The sequence below is a fragment of the Bifidobacterium sp. LH_512 genome (assembly GCF_056356435.1).
In genome coordinates this window covers 648,151-663,738 of the sequence record NZ_JBKEUE010000001.1, presented here as the reverse complement: position 1 = coordinate 663,738, position 15,588 = coordinate 648,151, and the positions used below count along the sequence as shown (strand labels likewise).

The window sequence follows — 15,588 nt, the reverse complement described above, 5'->3', positions numbered from 1 at the left end:
CATTTCACTCATATCGCTCATTCTCGCACCTGACCCATTCCGTAGCCAATCCATTTCGTCGTGGTCATTTCACGCAATCCCATCGGGCCACGCGCATGCATTTTCTGCGTCGAAATGCCAAGCTCAGCACCAAAACCGAATATGCCGCCGTCGGTGAAACGCGTGGACGCATTGACCATGACCACCGCCGAGTCGATTTGAGAAGTAAATCGTTCAATACGCGAATAATCCTCCGCCACAATCGACTCGGTATGCCCGGTGGAATGCGCGTTGATATGCGCAATGGCGTCATTGATGGAATCGACGACCATAATGCCCATACGCAGCGCAAGATATTCGGTGTCCCAATCCTCAGGCTCAGCCAGACGCATATTGAGGTGCTGGATATTCGCGCCTGAAATAATCGACTGCGCCCTCTCATCGACGATCAATTCCACGCCCGCAGTGGTCAACGCCTGCGCGATAATCGGCAGGAACGCTTCCGCCACATCGCGGTGGATAATCAGCTTTTCTGCGGCATTGCACACGCCGACGCGCTGCGTTTTAGAGTTAAGAATAATCGGAATCGCCTTTTCCGGATCACCCGTACGGTCGACGTAAATATGCACATTGCCGGCCCCCGTTTCGATGACGGGAACCCTCGATTCACACACAACCGCTTGGATTAATCCAGCGCCGCCACGTGGAATCAGCACATCGATATGCCCACGTGCCCGCATCATCGCGGTCGCGCCATCGCGGCCGAATTCATCAACCGTTTCGACCAGTTCACGCGCGAATCCCTGGTTTTCAAGCACGTCGCCGATAACAGCCAGAGTCGCCGCATTCGTGCGTTCCGCCGCATGTCCTCCGCGCAGAATCGCGCCATTGCCGGATTTCAGACACAGCGACGCCACGTCAACGGTCACATTCGGGCGAGCCTCATAAATCATGCCGATGACACCGAGCGGCACACGCGTCTGCTGCAGGCGCAGACCATTGTCCAGTGTGTACCCGCGCACGATTTCACCGATCGGATCGGGCAGAGAGGCCACATGGCGCACGCCTTGCGCGGAAGTGATGACACGCGACGCATCGAAGCACAGACGGTCGAGTTTCCCCGCGTCCATGCCTGCACGTTCCGCCTGCGTCAGATCTTCCGCATTCGCGGCGGCGATATCGTAGGCATGGTCTTCCAATGCCTGCGCGATGGCCAACAACAGCCTATTTTTGGCTTGGGCGTTGGCTTGGGCAAGAGCATGCTGCGCCCGCGCGCAGGCGTCGGCCTTATCGCATACCGCTTCGAACACAGCGGCGCTGAGGTTGTCCTGCGGCATCTCGGTATTCGTCATAGTTGTTCAGCGTACCATCAGGAAGCCGTGATATGTGGCTTTCGTCCATAGTTATGCCGCGAACGCATTTCATACGATGTATTCGTCGCGTATTCGCAATCATGATTCGTCATCGAGTTCGCTGTTATATTCATCGTAGTCGTCATGTGTGTTCGTTTTACGTTCCGTTGCTTGGACGGGCATCGAACATCAGCGCGCCCGACCGCTACACTGAAAGGGCAATTACCATTCGTTTCAAGCTTTCAAAGGATGTTCCCGTGACCACATTCCATAGCACGCGAAGCACTACTGATTCCCTGACATCCAAGCAGGCCATTCGCAAGGGCATCGCCGATGACGGCGGCCTGTTCGTCACCGATTCGCTTGGTGAGGTGAAGGTCGATATCGCACACCTTGCGGGCAAGTCGTATCAGCAGATCGCCTTCGACGTATTGAGCGTGTTGCTACCGGACTTCAACGAGAAGGAGTTGGAATCCTGCATCGCCGAAGCGTATGGTGAGCAGTGGTCGGATGAACGCATCACGCCGTTGAAGCCGCTTGGCGACGATTACATTTTGGAATTGTTCAATGGTCCGACCTCCGCGTTCAAGGATGTCGCTTTGCAGATTCTGCCGCGTTTCATGGCGCGCACAACGCCGACGGACGGCGCCGAGGACGAGACGATCATGATTCTGACGGCCACGTCGGGCGACACCGGCAAGGCCGCATTGGCTGGTTTCGCGGATGCGCCGGGCACCGCCATTACGGTGTTCTACCCGGAAGGCAAGGTCAGCCAGGTGCAGGAACTGCAGATGACCACGCAACAAGGCGCCAATGTTCAGGTGTGCGCGGTGAAGGGCAATTTCGATGATGCGCAGTCCGCAGTCAAGAAGATCTTCGCTGACCGCGGGCTTGCCGAACGCTTGGCCAGCAACGAACATGTGGTGCTGTCTTCGGCGAATTCGATTAATGTGGGCCGTCTGGTGCCGCAGGTCGTGTACTACTTCTCCGCTTATGCGCAGCTGGTCGAGCGTCAGGTCATCAACGTCGGCGACGAAGTCGAATTCTGTGTGCCGACCGGCAATTTCGGAGATATTCTCGCCGGTTATTATGCGAAGATGCTCGGCCTGCCGGTCAAACATCTGATCGTCGCCTCAGACAAAAACAACGTGCTGTTCGAGTTCCTCAACACGGGTACGTATAACCGTCAGCGTCCGTTCTTCCAGACGATCTCCCCGTCGATGGACATTCTGATCTCCTCGAATCTGGAACGCATGCTGTATTACATGTCCGACAAGGACACGCGACTGATCGCCATGCTGATGAACGATCTGAAGCAGTGGGGCGCATATGAGATTCCGGAAACCATGCTGGCGAAGATCCGTTCATTGTTCGGATGCGGATGGGCCGATGAGGACCAGGTGCGCGAGATGATCGCCGATTGCTGGCAACGCAACCGCTACGTGATCGATCCGCACACCGCCTGCGGCTACTTCGTGCTGCAGCAGATGCCCCGTGATCCCCTGACCCCGCGCGTACTGCTGTCGACCGCCAGCCCGTACAAGTTCCCTCGCGTCGTGAACGAATCGCTGGGCCTTGACGCGACCGGCACGGATTTCGAATGCATGGACGTGCTGTCCGAAGCGACCGGCACGACCGCTCCCGCCGCGCTGCGAGGCTTGGAAGCCGCCGACGTGCGATTCGACGATGTCATCGGCATCGATGACATGACGCTCTTTGTGGAGCAGGCCGCCCGCAGCGTCTGATACAGGCCCTTGCGATGTGGGGGTGTCCTACGGACGTACCCCCCCACATCGCGTCACAATGCATCCTAGAATTCCTTCGCGGTCCAGATCCGCATCGACAGCAGCTACGACACGGTCACCGCCAAGACGCCCGCGACGGCACCGCCGGCATATCCCGCCGCGGGCGGCAGCGACGTCACCGCAGCCGCGACGCGCTGCACCACCTCGTCCGGCAGTATGATTCCGATGCAACTGGCGGCGCAGACCACCATGCTGCAGGAGACGACGAACACCTGCGTGGCCCACGTATATTCATGGGCGAAGTAGAACGGGATCTCGAAGGCCATGATGACGCATAGCGCCACGGCCGAGCCGAACAGCAGCGTCGCGAGCGCATCGGCCTTCAGGCCCTCGAATCCGAACAGCACCGTCGCCGACATGATTTCGCATGCCAATTCCACGACGGCCAGCAGTATGAGCAGCCCGGCGACCGCATAGCGCGCCGTCACCTGAGTATGCCTGCGGATCGGTATCACCGAGATCAGTCTGCCCGCCGATTCGCCGCCGCCCGACACGAACAGGGCTTCCACCGTCAACACCCAATATCCCAGGGTGAACACCACCATCAAAACGAAGGCCACCGATCGGATCGTTTCGACCCACATGATCAGGACGAAGAACATCGGCAGCAGGAAGCCGATCAGGGTTCCCATCGGCCCGTTGCCGCTGACCAGATCGAATTCGAAACGGAGGCAGCGCAGCCATTCCCGGCGACGGTTTCCTTTCTGCAGGTCCATCACAGCTCCTTCCCTTCGACGATACGAGTCGAGACCGATGCCGACAGGACGAGGATCAGGACGAATACGGCCGTTTCGAGGTCGATGGCGAGCGGCACCGTGCCCATCGCGTCGGACACCGCCTCGATGACGCCGTCCACGACGGATTCAGGCAGCGTCGTCGCCAGTCCGATTCCGCCGAACACCAGCAGGAACATGACCGTCAGCACGGCCATCATGGCCTTGCGCGCCGGGAAACGGTACAGCAGCGGGAAATACAACGATTCAGCGGCTCCCATGCCGAACATCAGCGAGGCCACCTTCGCGCTGTCGTTCTACGACCATGGCGCATCGCCCGATGCGATATTGGCGATCAGCGTGCACACGACCAGTTCCACCATGATCACCACCAGGAGAACCAGCAGGAAGACATATCTTCCCATCACCTGATGCCGGCGGCTGAGCGGCACCATGTCTCCGAGCCAATGGCCGGCCGGTTGGTCCTCATAGACGAACAGGTTCATCGGCAGCACGGCGAACATTCCGACCAGGCCTCCCTGGATGCCGGGCATCATCGCCCCCGTACCCGTGGAAAACGACATCAGCAACGTCAACGCCGGGAAGAACGCCAGCATGAACGCCACATCGTTGCCGCGGCCGGTTATCCGATGCCAGTCAAGGCGAAAGGCGCCAAACATCCGCATCATACCGCCTCCGGGACGCTGCCGCGCATGGTCGCCGGGCCGTGATCCGCATTGGTCAGTCGGATGATGTCGTCGATCGAGGACGGTTCCACGGCCAACGCGACGCCCGTGTTGCTTTCGCTTCCGTCGCCCGCGGACCGTCCGGCGACGATTCCCGGCAGTTCTTCGCTGCGGATCAAGGCGTCGAAGCCCGTCGCATAACGGTGTACGCCCAACGCCGCACGTTCCAGCGCAGGGGTCAGGTCGTCGGGACCGCCTTTGACCAGGCGGAAGGAATCCTCGAATTCGTCCTTCGGACCGGTGAAATACAGGCTGCCGTGGGTGATGTAGGTGATGAAGTCGGCGGCGCGTTCCAGGTCGGCGGTGATATGCGTCGAAAACAGCACGCTATGTTCGCCGTCCGCGATGTATTCGGACAGCAGGTCCATCAACTCGTCGCGGGCCAGCACGTCCAGACCGCTGGTCGGCTCGTCGAGGATCAGCAGCTTCGCGTCATGGCTCAGCGCCACGGCGAGCATCAGCTTCATCTGCATGCCTCGGGACAGCTCCTTGACCTGCTTGCCGCGGTCTAGGCAGAAGCGTGTGAGATAGGAGTCGAACAATGCGTGAGTTTATTGTTCAGATTGGTCAGCCGTCGTAATCATTGCTATTTCAACGTTTCTTCGACGTATCTCGTGACACAAATTTGTGTTACCATCGTTTGAGGTCGGCACTTGTGTCAAGTCTATGTCATCTACTTGTGTCATCGATCGTCATCAATCGCGATAGTTCTATTCAGATGAACGAGCGATTCCCTATGCTCCGGACGGCATCTGCCCATGCGCACCCGTGCCCCTTAGCCCGTGAATCCGCAGCATCGCGCCAACATCTGAAAACGGAAACCAATCACACGCAATCCATTCGATTGAGGCACAGCCAGCAGCGACAGCAATGAGATTACCATGGGGACAGTTGATGTGATTCATGCCGTAGTTGGAGCGGCTATTTCTACCTCAAGCCGTTGAACAACGGCCCCAATCACGACCTGAACGGATCAACCGCTCCAAAGACAACATCAATCGCCGAATGCGGCTGCCACGCGGAACAACACAAGCGATGAAGTCAGCATGTGATCACGGTAGAAGAAAAACCCACGTTACAACGACTACCATAACCTCGTAGGATGTCAGTAGTCGCACGAGCAATGGAGATGAATCCTCATGGAAACAGGGATCATCATGGTCGGCCCTCGAGCAGGCCAGCGCACCGAGTGCAATAGCGGAGAGCACACCTGTCTGGTGCACAAAAAAGGTTCTCATCGTGAGATGTCCCCAAAAACCTGGACCGTTTCAACCGTTCAGTGGCTGCCCGCAACAAGACCTCGAACCAAGGCAACGACCCGGGAACACATGACGACGAATCCAACGGCAAAGCCGTCAACGGTGCCATACCGAGCACAGGCGAACCAAGCAGCATCATTGACGTGGCTCACCTCGCGAACGAGCTCGACCAGGCTCCGGTAATGACCCCACGCACCGCAGCCGAACTGCAGAATTCTCGGCGGGCATATGACAAAGCCGTAGATATTGTCCTTCATTCCCGGGGCGTGTACCACGGACAGCGCGCACTGAACCGACTCGTCAAGCAGAATGAATCAACCAAGCGACAGACCACACATCTGTTCACCACCAACCACGGAGACTGGCTCACCGATCAGGAAATAGGACCGCTTGCCGCCATGCCCGGCGACGAAGTGCAACTCACATCGGCTGACGGCACGACGATCACCATCCAACTGCAGGCTGGTTTCGTTGCAGGAGAACTTACCGACGATAACGGCAACCCCATCTTCAAGAACGGCCAACTCGTCAAGCCGAATTGCGAATTCGTGCGCATTTCCTCCCTCAACGGTTATCGATATAGCACCATCAACGACCCTTCTTCCCCCTCGTCTGCCATGGAAGCCTCACAAGAGCTTCCCGCCGGAGCCGAGATGTACGCACAGGTACCGGGAAGCTCGAAGTCGGGAATAGTGATGATTGATGGCAATGGAGGCGCAATAGACGAGACCACGAAAGAACTTCACCGAATCTGTGATTTGAAAAGCCTGAACATAATCCAATGGCGCTACCCCGCAAGCTATGAAGACAGGCAACTGCAAATCGAAGAGAATATGAAGCGTATGGCCTTCCCCGAGTACATAGCCGACATCACGAGGGAGAACGAGAACCGGACCGTCGCATGGGAGTCCCGTTCGAGAGCACGAAAACTGATCGATAACGCACGGCACAACGAGCTCACACTGATCCCCATCCCCTCCGAGCAGCATATACAGGAGTTGTCACCTGAGTTATTACTGGTATTTGCCAGCAATCATCCACAGCTTACGGAACGCATTGGCAATCTGAACACGCACAGGAACAAGTCTCCAATGAAAAAGGTTTCCCGATAACGCGGAGCACGCTACGAAGCAATGGACCAAGACAATGTTGGTGATGATACTCCAATCATTGACGGTAATGAGCCGGATTTGCTTCGCATTCTCGCCAAACCGTTGTTCGGCCGGTTCATCGATGCAGCCGAGTGTTCGAAAATCTATTCGCTCAGGAATCTGACCGGTAAGCTGCCGCCATTGTTCACCTTTTTTCGTCAGATCGAAGACAGCATTTCGAAAACGTCATCATCCTCGACGACGAGGCTATCGATTTTGCGGCGGCCGAGTTCGCGCAGCCATTCGTCGGGTTCCGTGTCGGCGAGCGCACGGATATTGAGATGCAACGGCTTGTGACTTCCGGCCACCGCCTCGTTCGCATCCACAGCTTGAACCGGCCCGTCGAAATAGGCAAAGGCACCGTCCGAAACATCCAGCCGATCCGTCCAGTCTGGAAAGCGTGCGGCACTTCCCGCCGACCCTTCCGTACCGCTCGAATCACCCGGGGCACCCGCACGGTCACCAGTCGAACATGTGCCCAACACCGCCGCATACGTGGCATATAGCCCGCGTCGACGTACAGCGTATTCGGCATCAGATTCCTCCGCATGTTTTCTGCCGTCCACAATGTACGGCATTCCTGTGGTGATGTAGTGGAAGAAATGGCGATTGATGGCGTCGCATTCCGCCCGCATCACGTCATATACCACTTCTACACCGGTTTCCTCAAGAATGCGAAGTCCTTTGCCGGCCACGATGGGATTCGGATCGATCGAACCGACCACGACGCGCGTTATGCCGTGCGAAAGAATTAAATCGGTGCATGCCGGCTGCGATCCGACATGGCAGCAAGGCTCGAGAGTGTCGATGACCGTGGCTCCATGCATGTCGATACCATGCTCGTCGGCGTAGTCGAAAGCCATGCGTTCCGCATGCGGTCCGCGGTAGCGGTCGTGGTATCCGGCTGCGAGAATCTCGCTGTCGCGGACCACCACCGTGCCGACCAACGGATTCGGATTCACCCAACCGGCTCCCCTATGGGCCAGTTCCAGCGCCTGCGTCATGTATTCCCGATATTGAGGCATGTCATCCATGGTTCCAAGCATATTGCGTCGATTGCGGTCCCACATTCCAAAATCGCCACGAGACATTCCGTAAATGGATAGGCGCGAACCGATCATCCGTTCCATCGCCGTACGGCGTCGCACAATAACGCCATACAATGTTGGCAGACCAGCAAAGGAACCAGCGAGAGGAAACATCACATGCAGCGTGAAATCATGACGTCTATCCCATTTCTGAGCCAACCGTCCGTCGAGGCCGAAAACACCGAAGCGGATTTAGCCGTGGCACAGGACTTGAAGGACACGCTTGACGCGCATCGCAATGGCTGCGTGGGCATGGCGGCCAATATGATCGGCGTGCCCAAACGCATCATCGCGTTTGTGGACGAGGATTTGGGTGGCCGTATCACCGTCATGTTCAATCCTCACATCACCGCGCAGGACGGCGCCTACGACGCTTCCGAAGGCTGCCTGTCCCTCAATGGCGAGCGTCATACATTGCGATACCAGCGCATCGAGGTGACGTATGAGGACCGCAGGTTCCGCGAACGCCATGCCACGTTCACTGGCTTCACCGCGCAGATCATCCAACATGAGATCGACCACTGCGATGGCGTGATCATCTGAAGCTCAGCGTGCAATGCCTCGGCAAGATGTACTGTGGCAAGGATCTTTTCCTGTAACTTAGGCAGTGGCCGGAGTGTCGATGCGCGTGAAATACTCAGTGTCCGACTCGTGATCGATACGGGCGCCGAGATGACGCTGCACCGCCAACGAGGCGGGATTGTTCTTATGCACGGACAGGTACGCCTCCGTGATGCCGAACTCGTCACGCGCCTTGATAAGCAATAGCCTTAATCCCTCGGTAGCATATCCGCGTCCACGCCATTCGGGAGCGATTCCGTATCCGATATGGCCCGCGCCTTCCATCAATGCATCGTTGAGCTCATGACGCAGGTTGAAGATGCCGACATATTCGCCTTGATCGTTCACAAGGATGTATTTGGTGGCCGGCACCCAACCGGGCTTGAGTCCGATGCCTGCGGCCTCGTTTTCAAGATCGTGCACATATTCCCCGAAAGCGGCCTTGTCCATGCCGGACGCCGGATTCTCGAATCCGTTTTCATCCGCGGGGAACTTATTGAACAGCGCATAAGTCCGTTCCGGTTCTCCCGACCACACCTCAATCAAACGCATGGCAGGAGCATAGAGGCTTCTGCTGACAACGATTGTTTTACGATGAGTCCGTCATGCATTCAAAAACCAAGGCCAAACTAACGCCGACGCTATTGGTCTGTAACGATGCAACGAACGTTCATCCGCCCGTCATTTCATTCCACAAAACCATTGTCCGGACGAAGCGTCTGAAAGACGAGATGCCTGAACTGCACAGGATATAAGCGCCCCTGGAATCAGCGCAGAGATTCGTATACGTCCGGATCCACCGGCTCAAGCCACTCGTTGTCGATTGGCTTGCCACTGCCGTCAGGCATCATGAACGCCAGATGGCTGAATGATTCGCTCGGAGCCGCGCCATGCCAGTGTTTGGTATCCGGTGGAATGCGTACAGCCTGCCCGGCCTTCAGCTCCTTTGGCACTTCATTTTCAAGTTGATAGTAACCACGGCCTCCAACGGCAATGAGAATTTGCGATCCGTGATGATGGATATGCCAGTGATTACGGCATCCTGGTTCGAAGGTCACATTGTGAATCGAGGTCTCCGACGAGCCGAGCACCGATGCTAGGTAGCTCTGCCCGTCGAAGTATTGCGCGAACCCGTCGTTGGGTTCTCCAAGTGGAAACGGGCTGGGATTGCTGATTGTCATAATATTCTCCTTTTTGTGATTGGTTCAACGACTCACGAATCAGACAGATTCCCGAACCGCATCCAGCATCCGCCGACAGCGGCGGAACGCCGCAGCAAATATCATAGACCTCGCATCGTGGCCGACGATTTCAATCTTAAATCTTGATTTTCCAAATGATTATCGATTGAAGAGCCAGCCCATGATATCCGAATCGTTGGCAAAAAGATAACCGCCCCGACCATGCTGATCACTAATGTCTTGCGAGCTGAAGTATGAGTCGGGTCTGACATCGAGCACAAGGATTCGATCAATCTGGATGTCCGTCAGCCCTTGGTCACGGTACAGGGCATGCAATCGATCATACGTTTCTCGCGATGGTTGAGCCCTGTAATATTCGTCGTGTGCTCCGACCACCAGCCGAACCGGCGTGCGAGCCTTGGCAAGCACCTCGATATCGCCGTCGAATTGCGAAGCGCATTGCAGATAGGCCGAGAACAGCTCGGGACGCATGCCCATCACGCGGGACATCGTCTCACCACCACCGGAATACCCCTCGCCGTACACCTTGTTTCGGTCGATGTTGTATACGTCAAGCAGATATTCGGTCAATTCGATGGTCTGCTTGGCGCTCGTGTCACCCCAATCGTCAAGCTGCGGCGCCGCAATGATCATGTTCCTGTTGTAGTCTTGCGCCACGAATCCGAATTCCTCTGTTCGCAAGTTGATTCCCACTCCTTGAAAATGCAGTCCTTGATAGCCGGGAAGCGTGACGAACAGCGCATAGGGCTTCGCTCCGTCGTACGAATCGGGCACGTACAGGTTGAAATGGATATTGCCTTGCGTGGACGAGCGCAATACGTTGTCGAGCACGAATCCTCTGTATTCGCCGGTTCCTTCACTGAAGGTCCAGCCTGAGGACGCGCCATGGTCGCGCGTCGTGACTTCCCTACCGCTCCCAGATGCCGACAAACCTTTTTTCTCGGAAGCCGTGGAGAAACCGGAAAGCACACTGACACCGCATATCATAAGCGCGAGCGCGCAGACGAAACCGGTGATCGCAATCAATATACGTTTCATGACACTCCTTTGCTGTAGCAATCGCAATACCCACGCTGAAGAAAAAGACAAGGATGAGGGACGGCCTGTTACGCAACACGACATGCAGCGGAATAATCGCTTCAGCGATAGCCACCCCGCATCTTAGCTATTCGGCGGTGCCGTTCCTGGTCTGGCTCAGCCAATCGGTCACGTCCTTCTCGGAAACCGAACCCGAGAATCGATGCCCGGTGAGCCATGTGCCGGCACCGGCCATCTTCTGAAGCGTGGACGCGCTGTCATCGATGCCGGAGCTGGTTGAAGTGCAGAAAGGAATGATCGTCTTGCCTGTGAAATCGTTGGACTTGACGAAGTCGTTCACCGGCCAGGCGGGCGTCATCCACCAAATCGGAAAGCCAAGGTATACGGTGTTGTAGGTATCCCAATCGGGCACCTTCGTATCGGCGAGCTTGACGTCCTGCAGGGATTCGTTCTCGTGTTCTCTGATGACGCGGCTATCCGGATCGGTCCAATCAAGGTCATCATCGGTGTATGGCTGCTGCGGGGTGAGCTCGAACGTTGGAGCGTTAAGTTCCTCGGCGATGGCCTCGGCAGCTCTTTTGGTGTTGCCGGATGCCGAGAAATACACCACAACGGCCTTGCCATTCGACGCGGACGACGAGCTCGATGAAGATCCGCCCTTGGCCGACGAAGAGGAATTACTCGTCGAGGAGCCGCCGGCGCCACCGCCGCATGCGGCAAGACCCATCATGCCCAACCCGACGACGCATGCCAGCACTTTTTTGATCAATACGCTTGCACTACGCATCAGTTGTCCCTCCTATTCCCTTACCGAATTCAATGCATTTGCCAGCTTCTTGGCCTCCGCGGCATTGTGGGCCACGCCCTCGTAGGTCATGCCGTACATTCCGGCGAAACGCTCGACGGAATATACGCCGGCATCAAGCATCCACTGTTCCGGACCTGCACCTTGGAAAACCAAGAACAATCTGCCTCCGAGCTGATCCACTTGGGGATTCAGATAGCAGCGTTCCATAAGGGTACGTACCGAGGCGCACAGGTTGTGCCAGTAAACGGGAGAACCGAGCACTACGACGTCGGCCTGTTTGATGCGTTCGATGACCTCGTCGAACTGATCGCCGGGCAGCGTCTGTCCAAAGGCGTTGATGCGGTAATCAGTAAGATTCAGGGTTCCGTAATCATGGCCGGCAAGCAGCGTTGCAGCCAGATGCGCGGTGTTGCCGTTGCCATTTGGGCTGCCGTTGACGAAAAGAATGGTCATGATCGTATTCCTTTCCGGAAAAGGGGTATTCACAGGCTGCGATCACTCACGGCCGGCACGATCCTTGACGTAGCCAACGAAGCGGTCGACTGCATCGGGGGTGTCGTGGCGGAAGAACATGCTGGTCTTGGTGTCAAGACCCGCGATGGTTGCCATCTCATCGTCAGAGAGCTGGAAATCGAAGATGTTCAGGTTTTCCTCCATGCGTTCCTTGTGCGTGGACTTGGGCAGGGCGATGATGTCACGCTGGGTGAGCCAGCGCAGAATCACCTGCGCGACGGACTTGCCGTGCGCCTCGCCGATCTTGCCCAGAGTGGGATTGGAGAACATGTTCTGCATGCCCTCCCCGAACGGCGCCCATGCTTCCTGCGCCACTCCGCGCTTGACCATGTTCTCGTGGGCCTCAATCTGCTGGTTGATCGGATTGGTCTCGACCTGATTGACCATCGGGGCGATCTCGTTGAAAGCAACCATGTCGGCCAGACGGTCCGGATAGAAGTTGCTCACGCCGATTGCGCGAATCACGCCGTCCCTGTAGAGCTTTTCGAGAGCACGCCATGCACCGTAGGTATCGGAGAACGGCTGGTGCAGCAATATCAGGTCGAGATAATCGGTACCAAGCTTCTTCAAGGACACATCGACGGACTTCAGCGTATTCTCATAGCCATAATTGCTAATCCAGATCTTGGTGGTGAGGAACAGTTCCTTGCGATCGATGCCGGAATCCTTGATGCCTTGGCCGACTTCCGCCTCGTTGAAGTACGACTGTGCGGTGTCTATATGGCGGTACCCGGTCTCGATGGCCTCACGCACGCAGCGCTGGGCATCGTCCTTGCTGATCTGGAAGACGCCGTACCCGATCTTCGGGATTTCGACGCCGTTGACGAGCTTCACATATTCCATGTTTTGCCTTCCGTGAATTCGTTGATATGAGATGTCGGCATATATGCCATCCATAGCCCCAAAGATAAAATCCGGTAGCTGCTACCGGTCAAATTGCGACACGCCGGTACTATCTACCGGTAAATACCACCGGAATCATGCCATGATGGACACGAGCAACAACAACGCGGCCAGGCCCAATTTCTCTCCAGCCATGCCACAGAACATCCCGCCGCGTAGCATCTACAAGGAGACCATATATGGCAATCACTGCGATATCACCCCATGCGAGCATGAAGACCTATACGATGAAGCAGGCATGCGAATTGACCGGCATGAACTATGAAGCACTGAAGTTCTACTGCAATTCCGGACTCGTGCCGGGAGTTGAGCGAGACCAGAACAACCGCCGCATCTTCGATGAGCGGAGCATCGCGTGGATCAACGGATTGACTTGTCTCAAGCAATGTGGCCTCGGAATCAAGGAGATGCAGCATTACACGCAACTCTGTCTTGAAGGCGAATCGTCAATACCGGAACGCAAGGAGATCCTCGCTATCAAACGGCGCGCGCTCGAGAAAAAACTGTCCGAAGTCCAAGACGCCATCGACTATATCGACCGTAAGCAGACCTTCTACGACGATGTGCTTGCCGGAAAAATCGATTATTATTCCAACCTCATCAACCCTGCAGACAACTGCGAATAGCCATCATCATGACACGTCGAGCCTGCGATTACGCCAGCAATGCCCACGGTCCCGTTCGCCGATTGGACGCGACACCTTGCACGGCGCATCCACGGCAACCACATCGGCGGTAATGTCACGCGCGATAACCAGCCCGGTACCGATCATGCTATTGTCTCCGATGGTCACGTCAAGCAGGATGGCAAGATTCCTCAACGTATCAGCATCGGGAACCAAATAGGACCATACGATGCCGGAAGATACGTCATACCACATCTAATTTCATAGTGCCAACAGGTGCGGGCCATCAACTCGGCCAAATCGATCGGCCCCTCGCATAATCCCCAGCCTCATCCATAAAGGCAGCTGAAACGGCGCCGCCGCCCATCCTCGTGGAATGAGCTGGACAATCAAGGTAACATTTCAGAATGAATATAATCACCATATGCGCAATGCCTATACTCTTTGCTTGTGAACTGGTTTTGCGCTCATAACAATTTCGCCAATAGTGCTCTGGACGCAACTGTCCTCGTATCCATAACCGGCCTCGTGAGCGCTCGACTTTGTTGCATTGCCCGAATCTCAGTTCGACATCCCAATGATGTTCATGGTATTGGACTGATATTGCTACCGATTTCCATGACATTGCGTATGCGGGCCAGCGCGCAACCGAATCACGTCGCGCTTACGCGAACTCCTGACGAGGCAAAAAGGGACCGATTGACCAATATGCACTAAAAGCACCCCAAGCCCAACTCAATTAAGCATCACCGCACCGATGCGGCATGACGATGGGATATGGGATAATCCGCAAGGTGCTTTTGCGTAGGACCAAGGCGCCGGCGATGACACGGGACAACCACAACAGCGAATGACGCACAACGGGCCGTCCGGGACACCCCCGTAAACGGTCGCGTCATTTTCCATTGGTGTCATTGCGGGGTCCGGGTCCCGCAAAACGTTGGAAAATCAGCGTTTCTTGAACGATAAGGTAACATATGGCTGATTCCATTTTCCGTACATCGGCGCCATCACGCGTTCGACCTTGCCCACGCTCCAGGTCTCGACGAAAATAGCTGGAGTCGAACACCACGCCGAGCTGCTCTTTCACCGTCTCCTCCGCGGCGAGGACGTCGTGTCCCAGGATCCGGATATCCCCCGCATCCCGATGAAGCATGTTGAGCATCAGCTTGATCAGTGTCGACTTGCCTGCGCCGTTCGGCCCGATCAGGCCCATGATGTATCCGACCGGCAGGTCGAACGTGATGTCGTCAAGCCTGAATCCGGAATCATAGTGTTTGGTCAGACCTGTGACGGACAGCGCCGTCGCCGTCTCCTGCATTGTGTTCATCGTTGCCCTCCTGGCATACGCCCGGACATGACGGCCTATCGGGCCGCTTCGTCGGCGTCGCCATACGCTTCCTCGAGCAGAGCGTGCAATTCGTCCAGAGGGATGTCAGCGGCCTTGGCCGCGACCGACGTCTGTGCGAAAAGCTCCCGTATACGACCGCGGGCACGTCGCTTCATCAGCTCGTTGCCGCGATTCATCACGAAAGTGCCCTTGCCTTGGATGTTCTGCACTATGCCGTCCTCGGCAAGCTCGTTGTACGCTCTCGTGATCGTCAGCATGGACACGCGCAGCTCCTTGGCGAGCCTGCGCAGGGAGGGCAGTGCCTCCCCCGGCGCGAGTTCGCCGGAAAGCACGGCCGCGCGAATCTGGTTTTTGATCTGCTCGTAGATCGGTTCTCCGGACACGGACGAGATGATCAGTCTCATGCCGTTGCCCCTTTCTGTTTCATAGCGCTAGAACAGCTGTATAACTGTTCTATATAACAGAAACACAGTGAAGAACCGACTGCATTAGC

At 56.4% G+C, this 15,588-nt stretch carries 17 protein-coding genes and 2 pseudogenes; 4 read left to right on the top strand and 15 right to left on the bottom strand.

What is annotated here, in order from left to right:
• Positions 1-17: 17 nt before the first annotated feature.
• Positions 18-1,331 carry a glutamate-5-semialdehyde dehydrogenase gene (locus tag AC1AWD_RS02875; RefSeq protein WP_476563539.1) on the bottom strand — a complete coding sequence of 438 codons (1,314 nt, stop codon included), beginning with the start codon at positions 1,329-1,331 and terminating at the stop codon, positions 18-20.
• A 257-nt stretch (positions 1,332-1,588) separates the two neighbouring features.
• On the opposite strand from AC1AWD_RS02875, the gene thrC reads away from it, so the two are divergent.
• A complete protein-coding gene (gene thrC / locus AC1AWD_RS02870; protein ID WP_476563537.1) occupies positions 1,589-3,076 on the top strand; it encodes a threonine synthase in 1,488 nt (495 codons plus the stop codon).
• Positions 3,077-3,180: 104 nt separating this feature from the next.
• On the opposite strand, the gene AC1AWD_RS02865 is transcribed toward thrC, so the two are convergent.
• The 4 genes and pseudogenes from AC1AWD_RS02865 to AC1AWD_RS02850 form a co-directional block, all read right to left on the bottom strand.
• Positions 3,181-3,852: a hypothetical protein gene (locus AC1AWD_RS02865; RefSeq protein ID WP_476563535.1), complete on the bottom strand. Its 672-nt coding sequence runs from the start codon at positions 3,850-3,852 to the stop codon at positions 3,181-3,183.
• Positions 3,852-4,139: a hypothetical protein gene (locus AC1AWD_RS02860; RefSeq protein ID WP_476563534.1), complete on the bottom strand. Its 288-nt coding sequence runs from the start codon at positions 4,137-4,139 to the stop codon at positions 3,852-3,854. Before AC1AWD_RS02860 ends, AC1AWD_RS02865 begins: the two co-directional genes overlap by 1 nt.
• Positions 4,140-4,166: 27 nt before the next feature.
• Positions 4,167-4,538, bottom strand: coding sequence for a hypothetical protein (locus AC1AWD_RS02855; RefSeq protein ID WP_476563532.1), 372 nt, complete (start codon positions 4,536-4,538; stop codon positions 4,167-4,169).
• A pseudogene (locus tag AC1AWD_RS02850) lies at positions 4,535-5,095 on the bottom strand (AAA family ATPase); the annotation flags it as partial. The gene AC1AWD_RS02855 and the pseudogene AC1AWD_RS02850, both read right to left, overlap by 4 nt.
• Positions 5,096-5,874: 779 nt before the next feature.
• On the opposite strand from AC1AWD_RS02850, the gene AC1AWD_RS02845 reads away from it, so the two are divergent.
• Positions 5,875-6,966: a hypothetical protein gene (locus AC1AWD_RS02845; protein ID WP_476563530.1), complete on the top strand. Its 1,092-nt coding sequence runs from the start codon at positions 5,875-5,877 to the stop codon at positions 6,964-6,966.
• Positions 6,967-7,163: 197 nt separating this feature from the next.
• Here the strand turns inward: AC1AWD_RS02845 and AC1AWD_RS02840 are convergent, their stop codons facing one another.
• On the bottom strand, positions 7,164-8,039 hold the full coding sequence (locus AC1AWD_RS02840) for a bifunctional diaminohydroxyphosphoribosylaminopyrimidine deaminase/5-amino-6-(5-phosphoribosylamino)uracil reductase RibD (protein WP_476563528.1): 876 nt from the start codon (positions 8,037-8,039) through the stop codon (positions 7,164-7,166).
• 171 nt (positions 8,040-8,210) lie between these two features.
• On the opposite strand from AC1AWD_RS02840, the gene AC1AWD_RS02835 reads away from it, so the two are divergent.
• Entirely contained in the window at positions 8,211-8,636 is a 426-nt protein-coding gene (locus tag AC1AWD_RS02835; protein WP_007052397.1) for a peptide deformylase, read from the top strand.
• A 57-nt stretch (positions 8,637-8,693) separates the two neighbouring features.
• Here the strand turns inward: AC1AWD_RS02835 and AC1AWD_RS02830 are convergent, their stop codons facing one another.
• The 6 genes from AC1AWD_RS02830 to AC1AWD_RS02805 form a co-directional block, all read right to left on the bottom strand.
• Entirely contained in the window at positions 8,694-9,206 is a 513-nt protein-coding gene (locus AC1AWD_RS02830) for a GNAT family N-acetyltransferase (protein WP_476563526.1), read from the bottom strand.
• A gap of 215 nt (positions 9,207-9,421) precedes the next feature.
• The gene (locus AC1AWD_RS02825) at positions 9,422-9,835 is read right to left on the bottom strand and encodes a cupin domain-containing protein (RefSeq protein WP_476563524.1); all 414 of its coding nucleotides are present in this window, start codon (positions 9,833-9,835) and stop codon (positions 9,422-9,424) included.
• 159 nt (positions 9,836-9,994) lie between these two features.
• Positions 9,995-10,825 (bottom strand): prolyl oligopeptidase family serine peptidase, encoded by an 831-nt coding sequence (locus tag AC1AWD_RS02820; protein WP_476563522.1) that lies wholly within the window; start codon positions 10,823-10,825, stop codon positions 9,995-9,997.
• Positions 10,826-11,021: 196 nt separating this feature from the next.
• A complete protein-coding gene (locus AC1AWD_RS02815; protein ID WP_329778967.1) occupies positions 11,022-11,681 on the bottom strand; it encodes a flavodoxin in 660 nt (219 codons plus the stop codon).
• A 12-nt stretch (positions 11,682-11,693) separates the two neighbouring features.
• Positions 11,694-12,155 carry a flavodoxin family protein gene (locus AC1AWD_RS02810; RefSeq protein ID WP_007052391.1) on the bottom strand — a complete coding sequence of 154 codons (462 nt, stop codon included), beginning with the start codon at positions 12,153-12,155 and terminating at the stop codon, positions 11,694-11,696.
• A gap of 42 nt (positions 12,156-12,197) precedes the next feature.
• Positions 12,198-13,058 carry an aldo/keto reductase gene (locus AC1AWD_RS02805; RefSeq protein ID WP_032684300.1) on the bottom strand — a complete coding sequence of 287 codons (861 nt, stop codon included), beginning with the start codon at positions 13,056-13,058 and terminating at the stop codon, positions 12,198-12,200.
• Positions 13,059-13,297: 239 nt separating this feature from the next.
• Between AC1AWD_RS02805 and AC1AWD_RS02800 the strand changes: the two genes are divergently transcribed.
• The gene (locus AC1AWD_RS02800; RefSeq protein WP_003827715.1) at positions 13,298-13,744 is read left to right on the top strand and encodes a MerR family transcriptional regulator; all 447 of its coding nucleotides are present in this window, start codon (positions 13,298-13,300) and stop codon (positions 13,742-13,744) included.
• 6 nt (positions 13,745-13,750) lie between these two features.
• On the opposite strand, the gene AC1AWD_RS02795 is transcribed toward AC1AWD_RS02800, so the two are convergent.
• From AC1AWD_RS02795 to AC1AWD_RS02785, 3 genes and pseudogenes are all read right to left on the bottom strand, one after another.
• Positions 13,751-13,999 carry a hypothetical protein gene (locus tag AC1AWD_RS02795; RefSeq protein WP_476563518.1) on the bottom strand — a complete coding sequence of 83 codons (249 nt, stop codon included), beginning with the start codon at positions 13,997-13,999 and terminating at the stop codon, positions 13,751-13,753.
• A 729-nt stretch (positions 14,000-14,728) separates the two neighbouring features.
• Positions 14,729-15,074, bottom strand: a pseudogene (locus AC1AWD_RS02790) (ATP-binding cassette domain-containing protein); the annotation flags it as partial.
• A 35-nt stretch (positions 15,075-15,109) separates the two neighbouring features.
• Positions 15,110-15,499 (bottom strand): GntR family transcriptional regulator, encoded by a 390-nt coding sequence (locus tag AC1AWD_RS02785; protein WP_476563516.1) that lies wholly within the window; start codon positions 15,497-15,499, stop codon positions 15,110-15,112.
• Between the last annotated feature and the right edge of the window lie 89 nt (positions 15,500-15,588).